Here is an 18,884-nt window from a genome sequence, read left to right on the forward strand (position 1 = left end):
CACCCGGCCGGAAGCGACACTGGAGGTGGTTCCCGTGAGTCCGAACCCGGCGGCACCGGCAGCCGCCTCACCGAGCCGAGGACCGTACTCCTGAGGCATGACGCCGGCGAACACGCCGGTCTGGGTGCCGCGCAGGGAGTCCGGGGCGATGCCGGCCCGCTCCAGGCCCTCCCAGCACACCTCGAGGAAGGCACGCTGCTGCGGGTCCATGGCCAGTGCCTCACGCGGTGAGATCCCGAACAGTTCGGCGTCGAACTCGGCCGCGCCGTTCAGGAAACCGCCGTGCCGGACGTAGGTGGTGCCGACCTGTGCGGGGTCGGGGTGGTAGAGGCCGTCGAGGTCCCAGCCCCGGTCGGCCGGGAAGCCGGAGATCACGTCGCGCTGCTGGGCGACGACCTGCCACAGCCCCTCCGGCGAGTCCACCCCGCCCGGGAAACGGCAGCCCATGCCGACGATCACCACGGGGTCGTCCTGGCCGGAACGGCACACGGAGGCCGCCGTGTTGCGGCCCGGCTCGGTGCGCGTCGGCGTGTGCGGGGCGCTGAGCATCGCGGCCAGTTCGGCGGGACTCGGGTGCTCGTAGACCACGGTGGTGGGCAGTGGGCGTCCGGTGGCGGTGACGAGTCGGTCGCGCAGCTCGACGACCATCGAGGAGTCGAAGCCCAACTCCTTGAACCGGAGGTGTGGTTCGACGTCGTCGGACCGGTGGTGGCCGAGGACGGCGGCGGCGTGTGCCCGCACCAGCTCCAGGGCGGCCGGCCCGGTCAGTGACCGGACCGGCGCGGTCTCCGCCGTCTCCGCGGTGTCCTCCACGAGCGCCGATGTCTCCGGCGACGGCTCGGTGCCGGCTGTCGGCACGTCGGCAGTCGCCGTGCGCTGCCCGGAGATCCAGTGCCGGCGCCGCTGGAAGGCGTACGTCGGCAGCTCGGCGCGGCCGGTGCCGGCCGGCAGGACGGCGGACCAGTCCACTTCCGCGCCGTGGCAGAAGGCCTCACCGAACGCGAGCAGCAGCCGGTGCGGACCGCCTTCCGTGCGGCGCAAGGTGCCCAGCGCGGTGACCGGCAGGTCCGCGGCCTCCGCGGTCTGCTGGACGGCGAGCGTCAGCACCGGGTGCGGGCTCATCTCGATGAACAGATCGTGCCCCGCGTCGAGCAGCGCCCGTACGGTCGGCTCGAACCGCACGGGTTCGCGCAGGTTGCGGAACCAGTAGTCGGCGTCGAGGCCGAGGCCGTCCAGCGCTGTCGCGGTCACGGTGGAATGCAGCGGTACCCGCCCGGCGCCGGGCGCGATCCCGGCCAGGTCCGCGCGCAACGTGTCCCGTACGGCGTCGACGTGCGGGCTGTGCGAGGCGTAGGCGACGGGGACGCGCCGGGTGCGGACGTCCTCGCCGTAGTGCGCGGCCAGCGCGTCCAGGGCGTCGCCGTCACCGGCCACCACGGTCATGCCGGGGGAGTTGACGGCGGCCACGCCGAGCTGCGGGTGACCGGCGATGTCCTCCCGTACCCGGTCGGCGGGCAGCGACACCGTGAGCATGCCGCCGCCGCGCCCGGCCAGCGCGCCGAGGGCCGCGCTGCGTACGGCGATCAGCCGGGCCGCGTCGTCGAGACCGAGGGCGCCGCTGACGGTGGCGGCGGCGATCTCGCCCTGCGAGTGACCGACGACCGCGGCGGGTTCGACACCCGCCGCCCGCCACAGTGCGGCCAGGCCGACCATCACGGCCCACAGGGCGGGCTGTACGACATCGTCGCGCTCCAGGGCGGGCGCGCCGGGACGGGCACGCAGCACGTCGGTCAGCGACCAGTCACGGTATGGGCGCAGCGCGCGCTCGCAGTCCTCGATGACCCGTGCGAACACCGGTGCGCTGTCCAGGAGTTCCGCGGCCATGCCCGCCCACTGCGAGCCCTGTCCGGGGAAGACGAACACTGCCGTGCGCCGGGTGCGCGGGCTGCTGCCCTCGACGGCGTCCGGGCTGACCCGGGCGTCGGCGACCGCGGCCAGGGCGGTCAGCAGGTCGTCCCGGCCGGCACCGACGAGCACGGCCCGGTGGGTGAACGCGGTGCGGTCGTGGGCGAGGGCCCTGGCCACCTCGATGGCGCCGGACTCCGGCTGGTGCGTGAGGTGTTCGCGGAGCCGGGCGGCCTGCGCGCGCAGCGCCGCGTCACCGCGCCCGGACAGCACCCAGGGGACGGGACCGCCCTGCCCGTCCGAACTCTGCCGGTCTTGCTTCGGGTTCACGTCAGCCGTGGCGACGGCGTCCGGCCACTCGCTGAGCACCAGGTGACAATTGGTGCCGCCCATCCCGACGGAGGTCACGCCCGCGACGAGCGGCCGGTCGGGGTGCGGCCACGGGCCGGTGGCGGTGGCGGCGGCGAGTCGCAGGTCGGCGAACGGTATGCCGGGGTTGGGAGTGCGGTAGTTCAGGGTCGGAACGAGCGTGCGCTCCTTGAGGCAGAGGATGGTCTTGACGAGTCCGGCGATGCCGGCGGCGCCTTCGAGGTGGCCGATGTTCGTCTTGACGGAGCCGAGCCTGAGCGGGTTCTCTGGTGTGCGGGTCGGGGCGAAGACGGCGCCCAGAGCCGATGCTTCGACGGGGTCCCCGACCCGGGTGCCCGATCCGTGGATCTCGACGTACTGCGCTTGGTCCAGCGGGATTCCCGCGTGCTTCCAGGCGTCGCGCAGCACACGTTCCTGGGCTGGTCCGTTCGGGGTGGGGAGGGTCTCGCTGGCGCCGTCGCTGCCGACGGCCCCGCCGCGTATCAGGCAGTGGATGCGGTCGCCGTCGGCCATGGCCCGGCTGAGAAGTTTGAGTGCCACCAGGCCGCCGCCCTCACCTCGGACGTAGCCGTTCGCACGGGCGTCGAGAGCGTAACATCGGCCGTCCGGCGAGAGGCTGCCGAAGGCCGCCAGGGCCTGGGTGCTCTCCGGCGCGAGGTTGAGGCTGACACCGCCGGCCAGCGCCGCCGTGGACTCGCCGCGGCGCAGGCTCTCGCAGGCCAGGTGGACCGCGACCAGCGATGACGACTGCGCGGTGTCGATGACCATGCTCGGGCCCCGCAGGCCGAGGGCGTAGGAGACCCGGTTGGCGATGATGCCCCGGTGCAGTCCGGTCACCGTGTGCGCCGAAGTCGCGCCGGGTCCGGCCGCGTGGGTGAGCGCCGCGTAGTCGTCGGCGATCGCGCCGACGAAGACGGCGGTGTCGGTGCCGCCGAGTGTGGCCGGGACGATGCCGGCGTCCTCCAGCGCCTCCCAGGCCAGTTCCAGCACGAGCCGTTGCTGCGGGTCCATCGCGGCGGCTTCACGTGGGGATATGCCGAAGAAACCGGCGTCGAAAGTGTCGACTGAGGGCAGAAAACCACCGCGGCGCGGTGACCCGTCCGAGAATGCGGCGAGGTGGGCGCGGTCCGGGGGCGGATCTGCTACGGCGTCGCGGCCGTTCCGCAGAAGGTCCCAGAATTCGGCGGGGTCCGACCCGCCGGGAAAACGGCACGAAAGTCCGACGACGGCAATGGTCCGGTCGTCGAGTTGATCGAATACCGCCTGCGGTTCCCGGTCCCCGGCCGGCTGTTCCGCATTGTCTTCCGCATCGCCCGACGTGTTTCTTGCCGTGTCAGCCGATGGAGGTCCTGCATATATCTGGGCATGGCGGATCATGGTTCGGTTGCTCCCCCCGTGAAGCGCGATCATGGTGCTGCCGACTTGAAGTCTGGCCGGACTTCAAGTCGGCTTCGGACGGTAGCACCGAGCCGCGCTCTGCGTAAACCAAAACCACCCAGAACGTCTCAACGGTTTTCCGGTATCCACCGGGTAACACCGCTCATGCCGGAGGGGGGTGGGGAATCGTAATCCGGAACTCGATATACCGCATAATCGGGGGAGATCGGCATGGGTCGTGTGCCCGCGGTGTCGACTACGTGTGAACAACGCGCTCCCGCCGGGGCACTGAACTCTTTTTTCGTGCCGCGGAAAATGCGTCGACGTACGCCGTCACGAGCGGCGACCGGTCGTCGCGCCGCCAGGCGAGCACCAGCCGGGTGGGCGGCAGGTCGGCCACCGGCCGGTAGACGATGCCCTCGACCGCGTGCCGTCGCAGAGCCGATGCGGGTACCAGTGCGATCGAGCGTTGCCACAGCACCGCGTGCAGGCACTCGTCGAGGGAGCGCACCTCCGGACCGCCGGCCGACGGGGACGGCTGCCAATGGGCCCGCCAGAGCGCATCGACTCCGGCAGGCAGGCGGATGGAGCTGCTGTGATCGATGTCGTCCCTGGTCAGGCACCTACTCCCGGCGAACGGACTGTCCGCGGCGACGGCCGCGAAGCAGCGGTCCTCCTGCATCGCGCGCACTGCCATACCGGTCATGTCGAAGGGGGTCCACGTGATCGCCACGTCGATCGCACCGGCCGCGAGACCCATCATCGGGTCGGCCAGATCGCCCTGCCGCAGGCTCACCACGGCCTCCGGATGGCTGCTTGCGAAGGCCTGGGCGACCGGTTTCGACAGAGTGGCCTCACCGGGCCCGAGCACTCCGACCCGCAGTGACCGGGCGCCGGTGACCTGCCGCACCACCCGTTCCTTGGCCCGGTCCGCTCCCGCGAGCAGCACCCTGGCTTCTTCCAGGAGTACATCGCCGGCCGGGGTCAGTCGCATTCCTCTGGGGCCACGGAGGAACAGTTCGCAGCCCAACTCGGCCTCCAGCTCACGGATACGCTGGCTGAGCGGCGGTTGGGACATGTGCAGCCGTCGGGCCGCCCGGCTGACATTGCCTTCTTCTGCCACCGTCACGAAGTAACGCAACCCCCGTAAGTCCATGGCCGATACGATACCCAATCCTTTGCCACCGGTACCGAGAAGATATTGGATCGCCACGCAAAGCCGTGCTGAGATCGGGGTATGAAGAAGCTCTTCGATCGTTTGTTCCGGTCATGTGCCCGCTGTGTCGATCACTGCACGCCGCGCCGCTGGAAACGGAACGCCTAAGTCCCCTGAATGATCTGATCCACACCTTGATATGGGCATGCGTGTTCGATGTATGTGTGTGCGCGTAGGCCGGCTCAGCGGCGGGAGGTGCGCACTCCACCCTCCTGACACCAGGGCGAACCCAAACGCCAAAGCTGAAAGTCACCTCCCGGATTCTGTCGACGCCGGGAGGGCTTTCGCGTATGGCGGACTTGGCGCGCTGATCTGATTCTTCCCTGGCGGTAGGTCAGAGGTTCGAATGCTCGCTGGGCGCGGATGCCGGGGTCGACACGGGGAGGTGTGCCGGGACGGTGATGCCGGCCGACGGCTCGTCCGTGGCCTTCTTCGCCGGGTCCGCCTTGCTGAGCGTGCAGACGCCGTCCACGCAGTTGCGCTCCAGACGGCCACGGGAAATGGTCTGCGCCAGGCCGACCATCCAGCAGGTGGGGCAGCCGCGGAAGGCGACCAGACCCAGCGGGGCCGCCACCAGGCTGACCGGGCCGACGACCGGCACCAGGGCGATCGAGCCGATGACCAGCCCGAAGCCGATGACGCCGCGCACCAGATGGCGCGTGACGGACTTGCTCGCGTAGTTCAGCTCCGGCGCCGCGGGCTTCCCGGCGGCCGGGGCCTTCGTGCTCTTCGTGAGCTTCACGGTGTTCAAGGTCGTAACTCTCCTCCGGCTGGACGGTCGACTGCCTGATCGGGGCCCTGATCGGATCCTTGGTCGGTCAGGGCCAGTGAGTGACGCAGTGTCGCGCGGGCTCTGTGCAGCCGCGACTTCATCGCGGGGGTGCTCAGACCGAGCGACCGGGCGACGACGCCACCGGGCAGGCCCTGCACGTCCCGCATGATCAGGACCTGCCGCTGGTCGCGGGGCAGAGCACTGATCGCGGCAGCGACCCGCTCCGCTTCCATCCTGCGCAACACCGCGTCCTCGGCGGACGGCTCCGCGCACGCCTCCGGTTCGGCTGCCGTCTCGTCGCTCCGCGAGACGAGCAGCCGTACCTGCCGGAGGCATTCGTGGCGCACGATCCGGAACATCCATGCGGCGAGCGCACCGGAGGCCCGTAGGGTGCCGATCTTCCGGTAGAGGATGATCAGCGCCTCCTGTGCCGCGTCCTCCGCGTCCTGCGGTGAGGCGCACAGCGATATGGCGAACTTGCGCACATGAGGCTGCGATTCCATGACGACGGTGGTCAGCGAGGTGACGTCGCCGTCCTGGGCAGCCTTGATCAGCCGCTCGTCCGGCCAGGAGAAGCTACGGTTCATGCGTCCTACTCATACCCGCAAAGCGCTGTGCCCGCAGGCACTGGTCAGCTCCGGCTCCGCATGCGCTTCGTCAGGTGCCAGCTGCACGCGCCGACGAGCACTGCGCCGATCACTACGATGCCGATGATCATGGTGTCTCCTCCTGGTCTCCGCCGGCCCTCGCGGCCGTACACCGATAAGAGACGGGGACACCCGAAAAGGATTCGGCTCCGGCCGAAGAAACTTCCCGGGCCGGTGCGCCACCGGCCGGCGCGGTCCCCGGTCCGCGGTGTCTTCGGCGCGCTGGTGCCGGGCGCGGGCTCCGTCGCTGTGTTACAATGATCGCGTTGGCCTTCGGTGCCCCAAGTGGTGCGTGCGGAGGCTTTTTTCATGCCCTCCGACACCTCCGTGCCCGTCACGCCGCCCCCCATCAGCTACCGCGCCCTGCTCCGCAACCGTGAGTTCGCCGGCTTGTACGCCGGCTTCACACTCACGGCTTCCGCGGCCACCCTGTCGGGTTTCGCACTCGGCACGCTGGTCAACGACCAGACCCGGTCCCCGTTCCTGACAGCCGTCAGCATGTACGGCGCGACGTTCGCCATGGTGCTGGGCGCACTGACGCTGATGTCGGTCGCGGACGGCAACCGTCCTCGCCGGACCCTCGTCCTGCTCCAGTGCGTCTCGCTGGCGGGCGTCGCCGCGCAGGCGATCCCCGGGCTGCCGCTGGCCGTCCGGTTCGGCCTCCTCCTGGTGCTGGGCTTCTTCCAGTCCCTCGGCACGGGAACACGGATGGGCCTGCTCGCCGAGGTCGTACCGGCTGCCGCGTACGCGCTCGCCCGGTCGCTGATGAACATCACGTCGGGCGGCATGGCGATCCTCGGTTACGCCATCGGCGCCGTACTGCTGAGGTATCTCAGCCCGCAGGAGGTCTTCGTCATCGCCGCCGGCCTGACCGCACTCGCGTTGGGCGTCGTGGCGGCGACCGTCCGGGAACACTCGATCCGGCTGACCCGGCGCCCCGGACTGCGGCAGACCTGGACGACCAACACCGCGCTGTTCTCCCACCCCGGCCGGCGGGTGCTGCTGCTGAACCTGTGGGTTCCCAACGGCCTGATCGTCGGCTGCGAGGCCCTGTTCCTCTCCTACGCCCCGGACGACGCGGGGACTCTCCTGGCCGCCGGGTCGGCCGGCATGCTCCTCGGAGACCTGGCGGTCGGCCGTCTGCTCGACGCCGGCCGGCGCCGCCGCTACGCCTTCGCCCTGCGCCTGCTGCTCGCCGTGCCGTACCTGCTGTTCGCCGCCGAGCCGTCCACGCCGGTGGTGGCGGTCGCGGTGTTCGTGGCCGGCGCCGGGTTCGCCGCCACCCTGCCGCTCCAGGAACAGCTGCTCGCGCTGACCCCGGACCCGGTCCGCGGCCAGGTCCAGGGCGTCGAGTCCGCCGGCCGGATGACATGGCAGGGCATCGGAGCCGCGGTCGCCGGCGGCCTCGCCCAGTACCTCGGCCCGGGTACGACGATCACCGCTGTGGCGGCGCTCTCCGTCGCCGTCACCGTCTTCTCCCGGCCCTTCGTCGTCCGCGCCCGCGCGGTCCGGGCCGAGACGATCGGCGTATGAGCCGCGGCAGGCCGGCAGCCGGCACACCGCACCGCTTCCCTCGGTAGCCGCCTTGACGGCGGTATGAGGGCCCGGCTACGGCAGGGGGCCCACGCGGGAGAGTTCTGCCCCGCCGGGTCCCCGCGCCGCGATGACGGGACGCGCACCACGGGCGCCCGCACCCTCGCGGCCGTCGAGCCCACCGACGGCGATACGGCCGACGTCCCCGGGGCCGCCACCGCCCCCACGTTCGCCCGCCGCACCACTGCCTTGCCCGGGCGTTGACAAGACGTCGCACCCCTCCCATCATGGGAGCGCTCCCACGGCGAGGATCGGCCGCCGCCCCCGCACGCGCACGATCGCCACCGCACCCCCACTTCGCTTCCGTGCCACCGGCGCCGAACGTCCTGCTGACGCGGCGGCACTTCGCCTGTCCGGCGCCAAGGTGCGACACCTGCTCCCCCCGCCCGCGCCGCCGGACCACCTAGGGAGGACCCCGCATGTCCCCACTGCGCAGACCCGCCCGGCCGGCCGGTGCCGGCTTTCGCCCCCTCGCGCGCGGCGCGACCGTCCTGGCCGCCGCGCTGGCCCTGCTGTCCCCGCTGGCCGGCACCGCACCCGCCGCACCGCAGACGGCCGGTGCCGCGGACGCCGAGGTCCAGGTCAACGCCCAGGCGGCCCTGGGCCGGCTGTCCGGCACCGCCCGTGGCGTCAACACCGCCATCTGGGACTCGCACATGAACGATCCCGAGGTCGCCCGCCTGATGAAGGCGGCCGACGTCGGGGCGATGCGCTACCCCGGCGGTTCGTACGCCGACATCTACCACTGGCAGACGCACACGGCGCCCGGCGGATACGTCGCCCCGGGCACCGGCTTCGACTCCTTCATGGGCACCGTCCGCGCCGCCGGCGCGCAGCCGATCCTGACCGCCGACTACGGTTCGGGCACGCCCGAGGAGGCGGCCGGCTGGGTGCGGTACGCGAACGTCACCAAGAACTACGGCGCGAAGTACTGGGAGATCGGCAACGAGATCTACGGCAACGGCCATTACGGCAGCGGCTGGGAGAACGACGAACACGCCGACAAGAGCCCCCAGGAGTACGCCCGCCAGGTGCGCGCCTACGCCGCGGCCATGAAGGCCGTCGACCCGACCGTGCAGATCGGCGCCGTCCTCACCGCTCCCGGCGAATGGCCGGACGGCGTGGTCGGCGACGGTGATCCCGGCGACTGGAACCACACCGTGCTCTCCCAAGTGGCCGACGTCGTCGACTTCGTGAGCGTCCACTGGTACGCGGGCGGATCCGGCACCACAGCCCAGGACGCCACGGCGCGGCTGGCCAGGCTGCCGGGCGAACTGCGGGAGGTGCGCAGCCAGATCGACCGGTACGCGGGTGCCGGGTCACCGCGCATCGGCATCGCCCTCACCGAGATCAACGCCAACACCGGTGGCGCTCGGCTCACCGCCCGCCCCAACGGCCTGTTCGCCGCCGACGCGTTCATGACGGCCATGGAGAACGGCGTGTTCAGCGTCGACTGGTGGAACACCCACAACGGGGCGGGCGGGATCACCACCGTCGACGGTGAGACCGACTACGGCGACATGGGGATGCTCTCCAGCGGCGCCTGCACCGGTGACGTGTGCGAGCCGGCACCGAACACGCCGTTCCACCCCTACTACGGCATGAAGATGACCAGTGAACTGGGCACCGCGGGCGACACCATGGTCGCTGCCGCGTCCTCCGCGCAGGACGTCTCGGCACACGCCGTGCTCCGTCGCGACGGGCGTCTGAGCGTCCTGCTCGTCAACAGGAATCCGGACGCCGCACGGACCGTGGACCTCGCGTACGCGGGCTTCACCCCGTCCGACACCGCACCGAAGGTCAGCCGTTACGCACGCGGCGACAGCGACATCACCGAGGTCACCGGCGGGGAGGCGTCCGCGTCCCAGGTGACCGTGCCGCCGTACGCGTTGCTCACCGTCACCCTCGAACCGCGGGCCGGCACCGGGCCCGGGGCATCGGCCGCCGGAACGCCGGGCACCCCGGAACTGGAAGCGGTGACCGACACCACCGCGCGCCTGTCCTGGGACGGTGCGGCGGGCGCCGCCCGCTATCTGGTCCAGGAGCGCGACGGCGTCCACACCCGCCTGGCCGGCGAGACCACCGGCACCTCCGTGACCCTGCGGAACCTGCCGCCGGGCAGCACCCACACGGTCGACGTGCTGGCGGCCGACGCCTCGGGACGGCTCTCCGCCCCGTCCTCTCCGCTGACCTTCACCACCGGCACCCCGGCGGACGCCACCTGCGCGGTGACCTATCACCGCGACACGGGCTGGGGCAACGGATTCGTGGCCACGGTCACCGTCCGCAACCTCTCGGATACGCCGATCACCGGCTGGACCGTGGACTGGGACTGGCCGACCGATCGTCAGTCGGTGTCCTCCGGCTGGGGCGCCACGTTCCACCAGACCGGCTCGCACGTGCGGGTGACCGCCCCCGAGGGCGCCGGGCCGCTGGCCCCGGACGGCGGGTCGACGGCCTCCTTCGGATTCGTCGGCGCCAATGACGGGCCCAACCCGGACCCGACGGTCTTCCGCCTCAACGGCACCGTCTGCTCGGGCGGCTGACACCCGGCCCGCCCGGGAAGGAGGCCGCAGGCGGCCTGCTCCCGGGCGGGCCCACCCCGCGGGGGGACGTTGACTTGCTGTCGCGCGACCGGAACCCTGACGGGGTGAACAGCGCCTCCGGAAGGCAGCCCGGCGAGCGGTTGCGCGTGTCCAGCACAGCGGCGGACAGCGGCACGGTCGTGACCGTGACCGTGACGGGGGAGATGGACCACGTGTCCGCGTGCCGGCTGACCGACGAGGTGCGGGCCGCTGTGCTCAGCGGCGCCCGGCGTGTGGAGACGGACTTCAGCCGGGTCACCTTCTGCGACTGCTCGGGACTGAACGTGCTGCTGGCGGCCCGCAGCCACTGCCGGGATCTCGGGGTGTGCTTCTCCGTGTCCGGACCGCTGACGCCCCCTGTCGCGCGACTGTTCCTGCTGGCAGGCATCGGCGCCCCGCTGCTGACATCCCAGTCTGCGTGAGCCGGCAGCCGGCAGCCGGCGTCCCGGCGGGTGGCCTCGTCGATCAGCAGGGCAGGTCGAGGGTCACGGCGGCTCCGCTGCCGGTGTTCTCGGCCCGCGCGCTGCCTCCGTGGGCGGCGGCCACCGCGTGCACGAAGGCGAGCCCCAGACCGGATCCCGCGCTGGTACGGCTGGCCTCTGCGCGTGCGAACCGGTCGAACGCCCGGGGCAGGAACTCCGGCTGGAAGCCGGGTCCCTCGTCGGTGACGCGCAGCCGGAGCCTGGCTCCGTGGACGGCGGCCGTGAGGTGGACGGTCCCGTGTCCGTGGCGCAGGGCGTTGTCGACGAGGTTGCCGACGGCGGGCCGCAGCCATCGGGCGTCGACGTCGGCCGTGGTGTCGGCCGCGTCGGAGGTGAGGGTGCGCCCGGTCCGTTCGGCGGTGCGCAGATGCGGGGCCACAGCCGTCTCCACGAGGTCGGCGAGTCGCACGGGCGCCCTGGTGATGTGGCCGGTGCTGCCGAGTTCCTCCAGGCCCAGCAGGGCGTTGGAGAGATCGATCAGGCGCTGGACCTCGGCGTCCACGGAGCGCAGGGTCTCGGTGAGTTCCCCGGCCGAGCGGGGGCGGTGCAGCGCGACGTCGACTTCGGCCCGCAGCAGGGACAGCGGGGTGCGCAGCTCGTGGCTGGCGTCCGCGAGGAACTGGCGCTCGCGGACCGCGGACGCCTCCAGACGGTCGAGCATGCGGTTGAGGGTGTGACCGAGGCGGGTGATCTCGTCGTCGCGGTCGGCCGGCACGTCCAGGCGCAGGTCCTGCCCCCCGTCGGCGAGGACGGCCGCCGCGGTGCGGTAGCGCTCGACGGGGCGCAGGGCGGCACGGGCGGTGCGGTAGCCGACGTACGAGGCGGCGATCAGGGTCAGTCCGGAGGCGAGGGCGAGCTGGGCGAGGAGTTCGCGCAGGGCCTCGTCGCGGTGCCCCCGGCGAACGGCGGCGACGACGACGCGTGTCTTCCCGCCGGCCGTGACGCGCTCGGCCTGGAGGCGCAGCGTGTCCGGGGTGATGGGCAGCAGGGAGCCGACATCGCGTCGTACCCGGTGACCGTGCGTGGCCGAGTCGAGTTCGGCGGCCGTGAGCAGGGGCCGCCGGCCCCCGGCGTCACTGGAGGTGAGGACGTGGCCCCGCACGTCGAGGACCTGGCAGAAGCTGCCACTGGGGCCCGGCGGCAGCGCGGTGCCCGCGCGCACGGCCCGGTCGAGGCTGTGCTGGTAGGCGGCCAGGTCGTCGTGCAGCTGTTGGTCCAGGGCGGTACGGACCCGCCAGTAGACCAGTCCGGCCGCTCCGGTCAGCACGAGTGACATGGTGACGGCGACGGCCAGTACGAGACGGGTGACGACGGGCAGCCGCCCGAACCAGGCCCGCGGCCCGCGCGGCAGGGTCACGGGGCGGTCTCCAGGCGGTAGCCGCGTCCGCGCAGGGTCGTGATCGTCGTACGGCCGAAGGCGCGGTCGGCCTTCGCGCGCACCTTGGAGACGTGGACGTCTATGGCGTTGCTGCGCAGGTCGGTCTCGCCGTCCCAGACCTCCTCGAGGAGCCGCAGCCGGGTCACGACCCGTCCGGCGTTCTCCATCAGCACGCGCAGCACGGCGAACTCCCGTCTGGACAGGTCGAGTTCGGTGTCCGCCCGCCAGGCCCGCTGCTGCTCGGGATCGAGGACGAGGTCGCCGACCCGGAGACGGCCGGAGCAGTCGGGGCGGCGCCGGGACAGCGCCCGCAGCCGGGCCAGCAGCTCCTCCATGGCGAAAGGTTTGACCATGTAGTCGTCGGCGCCGGCGTCCAGCCCGGCGACCCGTTCGCTGATGGCGCCGCGGGCGGTGAGCAGGATCACCGGAACGTCGACGCCCTCGCCGCGCAGGGTCCGGCAGACCTCGACACCGTCCGTCCCGGGCAGCATCACGTCCAGGACGATCCCGTCCAGACGGGGGTCACGGGCGGCGGCCAGGCCGGAGGGGCCGTCGTAGCGCCCTTCGGCGGTGTGCCCGGACTCGGTGAGGTAGCGGACGACGAGGTCCGTGAGGCGGGTCTCGTCATCGACGACCAGGTAGTGCATGTCGGTCAGATTATCCGCCCGGGAACTGGACTCCGGGCATCGGAAAGGCTTCATGGTTCGTTCATGTGACATCCCTACCGTCCTTCACGTCGCGGTGCACCGCGGGCCGCGACCGGTCCGCCGTCCGACGTGCCGGGACGGAAGGGACAGTCATGGACACCTGGGTGCTCGCCGCCAAGGGCATCACCGAGCACGTCACACCGGCCGACCTCACCACGCGCGGCGGCCTCGACATCGTCGCCCTGCTGATCCTGGTCGGGTGGCTCTACCGGCGCCGCCCCAGCGCACCGGCGATGCCGCTGGTCCTGGTCGCGCTGAACGTCGGTCTGTTCGCGGCGATGAGCGCGATCAGCGCGGGCAAGTTCCCCGCCGGGGTCGGCTTCGGGCTGTTCGGCATCCTCTCCCTGGTCCGGCTGCGCAGCGCGGCCTTCACCCTGCGCGACGTCGCCTACACGTTCGTGGCCCTGGTCACAGCCCTGTGCACCGGGCTCCCGCAGCGGGACAGCTGGCTGGTCATCGCCCTGGACGCAGTCGTTCTGGTGGCCGTCCTGGTGGTCGACGACCCCCGCGCCTACCAGCCGCCGGCCCGCACGGTGAAGCTGACCCTGGACCGGATCTACCCGGAACCCTCCCTGATAGCCGAGGACGTCGCGCTCCGTTTCGGCCAGGTTCCGCTGTCGGTGGTGGTCGACGAGGTCGACTACGTACGCGAGACCACCCGGGTCCTGGCCCGCTACCCCGCCGGACCGGACGGGGCCGCCGCCGCGCAGGACACGGAGCCGCGCGAGCAGGTACCCCTCGCATGACGTCGCCGTCCCCGCTCATGGCCGGCCTCGGACTGTCCGCGCTGCGCGGAGCCACGCTCGCCGAGGTCGACGCGGTAGCCGCGCTCCAGCACCGCACCGACCGCAAGTACCTGCTGCCCCTCGACCGGGCACGCCTCTTGGTCGACCGGCTCGCGGACAGCCACCACGTCCTCGACCTGGCCGGCCGCCGTACGACGAGCTACCTCAGCACCTACTTCGACACCGAGCAGCTCGGCGCCTGGCGCGCCCACGTCCAGCGACGCCGGCGCCGCTGGAAGGTGCGCACCCGCCTGTACGCGGAGGACGGACTGTGCCGGGTGGAGGTGAAGACGAAGGACGGCCGCGGCGCCACCGTCAAACACGCGCTGAGGGTTCCCGCCCACGCCTACGGCCGGCTGGACGGTTGCGCGGCCGGGTTCGTCGACGAGGTGCTGCGGCAGTCGGACATCCCCGTCACCACCGCGGCACTGGCCCCCGCCGCCGAGGTGCGGTACGTCCGCGCGGCCCTCGCCGACCTGGAGCACGGCACCCGGGTCACCCTCGACGGCCTCCTCACCTGCCACCACGGCGACCGCACCGCCGCTCTCGACCCCGGACACGTCCTCGTCGAGACCAAGGGCGGCACCCGGGCCGCCCCCGCCGACCGGTTGCTGCTGCGTCTCGGCGCCCGGCCGGTGTCCGTCAGCAAGTACATCATCGGCCGGGCCCTGCTCACCCCCGGTCTGCCCGACAACGACATACGCCGTCTCGCCCGCGCGCACTTCACCACCGCGGCGATCCCCGCACCGCTCCTCGAAAGGACCCCCGCCGCATGACAGCCCTGCGCGGCATCACCTGGCCGTACGCCGTCATCGCGCTGCTCGCCACCGCGGCCGCCGCTTTCGGCCTGCTCCGGCCCCAGCTGATCCCCACCGCTTCCTCGTCGAAGCCGAAGCTCTCGGCCACCGACCGCATCAAGCGGAACCCGCCCCCGTCCCTGTTCACGGATGCCGAGATCACCGCGATCGGCAAACAGGCCGCCACCCAGCGCGCGAAGGCCGACGCCCTCTTCGCCCGGTGGAAAGCGGCGCACGGCACCACCCGCGACGACGAGGCCTTCACCGCCTGGGCCGCGCGGCAGACCCCCGCACCGCCCACGGCGAAGGAGCGCACCGCCGAACTCCACGAGGTCCAGGCACTGGCCAGGACCCGTACCGCCGCCGGCAAGAAGGCCGCCACCTGGCTGGAGCTCAACGGGAAGAAGGACATCTGGAAGCTGTACTTCCACGACCAGCGGGAGCTGATCCCCACGGCGCGCGGCAAGGGAGAGAAGGCGCAGCTCAAGTCGGCCCTGAAGCTGGCCAAGACCATCAGCGACCGGGTCGCCGCCCGGTACAAGCGGCCCGCTCCCTTCGTCCTCGACCCGGCCCTGCGCCCCGAGAAGCACATCACCGCCGGTGCGAAGGGCCCTTACTCCTACCCCTCCCGGCACGCCACCCGTGCCGCCGCCGCGGTCACCTTCCTCAGCGCCCTCTCCCCGCACCGGGCCGAGGACTACCGCTGGATGCAGGACCAGGTCCTCTACTCCCGCCTCTACATGGCCGGCCACGTCCGCAGCGACCTGACGGCCGGGACCCTGCTCGGCGACCTCATCGGTGACTACGAACTCGCCGTCGGCGGACACTGAGCCCGTACCGGAGCCGCCCCGGGGCACAGGACATGGGACATGTGACATGCCAAGTCACCGCCCCGGGCGGGTACCCGCAGACGCATGGGATCTCTGAACTCTCCGGTGCTGCTCGTGTTGTTCGTGGCCAGTGCGGCCGTCATCTGGTACGCGGGCATCAAGTTGTCCGACACCACCGACGTCCTCGCCGAACGGCTCCATCTGGGCAGCGCCCTGGGCGGGCTCATCCTCCTGGCGATCGCGACCAACCTCCCGGAGATCGCCATCACCGTCTCGGCCGCCCTGGCCGGCCAGCTGGACGTCGCCGTCGGCAACATCCTCGGCGGCATAGCCATCCAGACCGTCGTCCTCGCCGCCCTGGACGCCGCCGGGGTGCGTCCGCGCGCGCCGCTGACCCGGCTGGCCGCCAGCCTCCAGCTGGTGCTCGAGGGCGCGCTGGTGGTGGTCATTCTGGCCGTGGTGGTCATGGGCACCCAGCTGCCCCCGGATCTGCACGCCGCGCGTCTGGCCCCGGCGTCGGTGGCGATCGCCGCGTTGTGGGTGATCGGGCTGGTGCTGCTGAACCGGGCGGGCCGGGGGCTGCCGTGGCGTGAGGGCGGCGACGCTCCGGACAGCCAGCCCGAACCGCGCGGCCACTCCCGGGGGAAGAAGGAGAAGGCCGCGACCGACCAGGGTGTCGGCTCCCGCCGGGCCGCGCTCGTCTTCGCCGCCGCGGCGCTGGCGACGCTGGTGGCGGGCGTGGTCATCGAGCGCAGCGGTGAGCAGCTCTTCGCCCGGCAGGGGCTGAGCGGGGTGCTGTTCGGTGCGACCGTCCTCGCCGCGGCCACCTCCCTGCCCGAGCTCAGCACGGGCCTGACGTCCACCCGGCTCGGCGACTACCAGCTCGCCGTCAGCGACATCTTCGGCGGTAACGCGTTCCTGCCGGTTCTCTTCCTCCTGGCCACCCTCATCTCCGGCAAGCCCGTCCTGCCGGCCGCGCACGACACCGACATCTACCTCACCGCGCTCGGCATCATCCTCACCGTCGTCTACATGACCGGCCTCATTTTCCGTCCCCGCCGCCAGTACGCGCGGATGGGCATCGACAGCATCACCGTGGTCGTCGTCTATCTCGTCGGCATCGCCGGACTGGCCACCATCGCCACCTGAACCACCCGCTGGTCGGGAGAGGGCGCGCGGGAGAATTCAGACCTCGTCCACCCGGCGCAGATCCTGCTCGTCCCACTTGCGGGTGTCACGCGGCTCGGCGTACGGCTCCGCCCGCGGCGGGTGACCACCGGCGATCGCCCGCTGCCGTGCCGTCTCGGCGTCGAACTCCAGGCCCAGGAGGACGGCCAGGTTGCTGATCCACAGCCACACCAGGAAGACGATGACACCGGCCATGGTGCCGTAGGTCTTGTTGTAGGAGGCGAAGTTCGCCACGTAGAACGCGAACCCGGTCGAGGCGATCATCCAGATGACCAGGGCGAGGAAGCTGCCCGGCGTCACCCAGCGAAAGCCCCTCACCTTCGCGTTCGGCGTCGCCCAGTACAGGAGCGCGATCATCATGGTGACCAGGAGCACCAGCACCGGCCACTTGGCGATCGACCACACCGTCAGCGCGCTGTCCCCGATCCCGAGCGCCATCCCCGCCTGGTGGGCCAGACCACCGGTGAACACCACGATCAGGGCGCTGACCACCGCCAGCACCATGAGGACGACGGTCACGCCGAGACGCACGGGGAGGATCTTCCAGACGGGGCGGCCCTCGGGCATGTCGTAGACGGCGTTGGCCGTGCGGATGAAAGCGGCGACGTAGCCGGAGGCGGACCAGACGGCGACCGCCACACCGACGACCGCCATGACCGAACCGGTGCCCGCGCGGTCCTGTAGCTGCTCCACGGCCCGCGTGAGGATCTCCCGGGCCGAACCGGGGGCGAGCTGCTTGAGGTGGGACAGCACCGTGTCGGTGGCCGACTTGCCGGTGATGCCCAGCAGCGAGATCAGCACCAGGAGAGCCGGGAACAGGGAGAGCACCCCGTAGTACGTCAGTGCGGCGGCCCGGTCGGTCAGCTCGTCGTCCTGGAACTCCTTCAGCGACCCTTTCAGCACCCGCAGCCACGCCCCCTTGGGCAGCTTCGTCGGCGCGTCCGGCGCCCGCCGCTCGACCTCCGGGCCGGGCCCCGCCTCCTCGGGGTCCGGCACCTCGCTCTTTCGGTTCTCGCCGTGATCGCCATGATCGCCGTGGTCACGGCCGGGAAGATGCAGATTCGCCATGCGCACCGGATAACCCCGGCCCGTGGGCTTACGCCGGCTCGGCGGCGCAGGAACAGCAGGGCCGATGACAGGGCCGGTCACGCCGGACGGTGTGGGATCGCCCGTGCGGGGCACGGGAATGCTGCGGTGCCCGCCGAGGCGCGGACATCGCCGAGGGTGTGGGAGGCCACATGAACGTGCTGGCCCGGCTGGACCGATATCAGCGACGGCACCGGTGGGCGGGTATGCCGCTCGCGGTGGTGTACAAGTTCTTCGACGACCAGGCGGCCTATCTCGCCGCACTGCTGGCCTACTACGGCTTCGTCTCCCTCTTCCCGCTCCTGCTGTTCCTCGTGGCCATCCTCAGCGCCTCCCTGCACGGCAACCCGCAGTTGCAGCAGTCGGTGCTCCACTCGGCGCTCGGCGAGATCCCGGTGATCGGCGACCAGCTCGGCCACAACATCCACTCCTTCCACGGCAACGGCGCCGCCCTCGCGGTAGGTGTCGTCGGCAGCCTCTACGGTGCCCTCGGGGTGTCCCAGGCGGTCCAGCACGCCCTCAACAAGATCTTCGCGGTACCGCGGCACGCCAGGCCCGACCCGCTGCGATCCCGGGCCAGGGGCCTGTACTTCCTGCTGCTGCTCGCGGTCGGCCTCGTGCTGACGACGGCGCTGTCCACGGCGGAATCCGCCGCCGACATCTTCGGCACGCGCCTGGCCGTCGGCATCCGCGTCGCCATCGGTGTGGTGGGAGTGGCGGTCAACGCCGCGCTGCTGCTTCTGAGCTACCGGCTCATGACCCGGCGCCGACTGCCGCTGCGCGTGATGTACGGCCCCGCACTGGGAGCCGCCGCCGCCTGGCAGGCACTTCAGTGGGGCGGCTCCTACTACGTCGGACACGTGCTGCGAGGCGCCACCGCGACCTACGGGATGTTCGGCATCGTGCTCGGCCTGCTCGCCTGGATCTACCTCGCCGCCCTGGTGTACCTGGCCACCGCCGAGGTCATCGCCGTGCGCAGCCTGCGGCTGTGGCCGCGCAGCCTGCTCACACCGTTCACCGACCACGTCCACCTCGCCACGGGTGACCTGCGCGCCTACCGTTCCTACGCGGCCACCGAGTCCTTCAAGGGGTTCGAGAAGGTCTCCGTACGCTTCGGCAAGCCCCCGCCGCCGGCCGTCGGTGACAAAGGGCCTCCCTGACCCGACG

The 18,884-nt window shown here is 71.7% G+C and carries 15 protein-coding genes; 8 read left to right on the forward strand and 7 right to left on the reverse strand.

Going from position 1 to position 18,884, the window contains the following annotated elements; translation table 11 throughout:
- The 4 genes from AB0F03_RS34750 to AB0F03_RS34765 form a co-directional block, all read right to left on the reverse strand.
- Positions 1-3,684, reverse strand: a 3,684-nt coding sequence (locus tag AB0F03_RS34750) for a beta-ketoacyl synthase N-terminal-like domain-containing protein (RefSeq protein ID WP_361999657.1), incomplete at its 3' end; no start/stop codon positions are given.
- A 223-nt stretch (positions 3,685-3,907) separates the two neighbouring features.
- A complete protein-coding gene (locus tag AB0F03_RS34755; RefSeq protein WP_361999660.1) occupies positions 3,908-4,864 on the reverse strand; it encodes a LysR family transcriptional regulator in 957 nt (318 codons plus the stop codon).
- A gap of 337 nt (positions 4,865-5,201) precedes the next feature.
- Positions 5,202-5,609, reverse strand: coding sequence for a hypothetical protein (locus AB0F03_RS34760; RefSeq protein WP_361999731.1), 408 nt, complete (start codon positions 5,607-5,609; stop codon positions 5,202-5,204).
- A gap of 5 nt (positions 5,610-5,614) precedes the next feature.
- Positions 5,615-6,226, reverse strand: a complete 612-nt coding sequence (locus AB0F03_RS34765) for an RNA polymerase sigma factor (protein WP_361999662.1) — start codon at positions 6,224-6,226, stop codon at positions 5,615-5,617.
- Positions 6,227-6,595: 369 nt separating this feature from the next.
- On the opposite strand from AB0F03_RS34765, the gene AB0F03_RS34770 reads away from it, so the two are divergent.
- The 3 genes from AB0F03_RS34770 (at position 6,596) to AB0F03_RS34780 (ending at position 10,886) form a co-directional block, all read left to right on the forward strand.
- Positions 6,596-7,819, forward strand: coding sequence for an MFS transporter (locus tag AB0F03_RS34770; protein ID WP_361999665.1), 1,224 nt, complete (start codon positions 6,596-6,598; stop codon positions 7,817-7,819).
- Positions 7,820-8,298: 479 nt separating this feature from the next.
- Positions 8,299-10,425, forward strand: a complete 2,127-nt coding sequence (locus AB0F03_RS34775) for a cellulose binding domain-containing protein (protein ID WP_361999668.1) — start codon at positions 8,299-8,301, stop codon at positions 10,423-10,425.
- A 104-nt stretch (positions 10,426-10,529) separates the two neighbouring features.
- Complete coding sequence (locus tag AB0F03_RS34780) at positions 10,530-10,886, forward strand: STAS domain-containing protein (RefSeq protein ID WP_361999670.1); 357 nt, start codon at positions 10,530-10,532, stop codon at positions 10,884-10,886.
- 43 nt (positions 10,887-10,929) lie between these two features.
- Here the strand turns inward: AB0F03_RS34780 and AB0F03_RS34785 are convergent, their stop codons facing one another.
- Both AB0F03_RS34785 and AB0F03_RS34790 read right to left on the reverse strand, forming a co-directional pair.
- Positions 10,930-12,303, reverse strand: a complete 1,374-nt coding sequence (locus AB0F03_RS34785; protein ID WP_361999673.1) for an ATP-binding protein — start codon at positions 12,301-12,303, stop codon at positions 10,930-10,932.
- A complete protein-coding gene (locus AB0F03_RS34790) occupies positions 12,300-12,971 on the reverse strand; it encodes a response regulator transcription factor (RefSeq protein ID WP_361999675.1) in 672 nt (223 codons plus the stop codon). The genes AB0F03_RS34785 and AB0F03_RS34790 overlap by 4 nt, the downstream gene beginning before the upstream one ends.
- A 152-nt stretch (positions 12,972-13,123) precedes the next feature.
- Here AB0F03_RS34790 and AB0F03_RS34795 point away from each other — a divergent pair, with 152 nt between their 5' ends.
- From AB0F03_RS34795 to AB0F03_RS34810, 4 genes are all read left to right on the forward strand, one after another.
- Positions 13,124-13,777: a DUF4956 domain-containing protein gene (locus tag AB0F03_RS34795; RefSeq protein ID WP_361999678.1), complete on the forward strand. Its 654-nt coding sequence runs from the start codon at positions 13,124-13,126 to the stop codon at positions 13,775-13,777.
- Positions 13,774-14,592, forward strand: a complete 819-nt coding sequence (locus tag AB0F03_RS34800; RefSeq protein ID WP_361999680.1) for a VTC domain-containing protein — start codon at positions 13,774-13,776, stop codon at positions 14,590-14,592. Before AB0F03_RS34795 ends, AB0F03_RS34800 begins: the two co-directional genes overlap by 4 nt.
- Entirely contained in the window at positions 14,589-15,443 is an 855-nt protein-coding gene (locus tag AB0F03_RS34805; protein ID WP_361999683.1) for a phosphatase PAP2 family protein, read from the forward strand. Before AB0F03_RS34800 ends, AB0F03_RS34805 begins: the two co-directional genes overlap by 4 nt.
- Before the next feature lie 84 nt (positions 15,444-15,527).
- Entirely contained in the window at positions 15,528-16,592 is a 1,065-nt protein-coding gene (locus tag AB0F03_RS34810) for a hypothetical protein (protein WP_361999686.1), read from the forward strand.
- 36 nt (positions 16,593-16,628) lie between these two features.
- On the opposite strand, the gene AB0F03_RS34815 is transcribed toward AB0F03_RS34810, so the two are convergent.
- Entirely contained in the window at positions 16,629-17,699 is a 1,071-nt protein-coding gene (locus AB0F03_RS34815; protein ID WP_361999689.1) for a YihY/virulence factor BrkB family protein, read from the reverse strand.
- Positions 17,700-17,869: 170 nt separating this feature from the next.
- Here AB0F03_RS34815 and AB0F03_RS34820 point away from each other — a divergent pair, with 170 nt between their 5' ends.
- A complete protein-coding gene (locus tag AB0F03_RS34820; protein WP_361999692.1) occupies positions 17,870-18,877 on the forward strand; it encodes a YihY/virulence factor BrkB family protein in 1,008 nt (335 codons plus the stop codon).
- The last annotated feature ends 7 nt before the right edge of the window (positions 18,878-18,884 follow it).

Origin of the sequence: Streptomyces sp. NPDC028722 (genome assembly GCF_040637655.1) — a bacterium.
GTDB lineage: Bacteria > Actinomycetota > Actinomycetes > Streptomycetales > Streptomycetaceae > Streptomyces.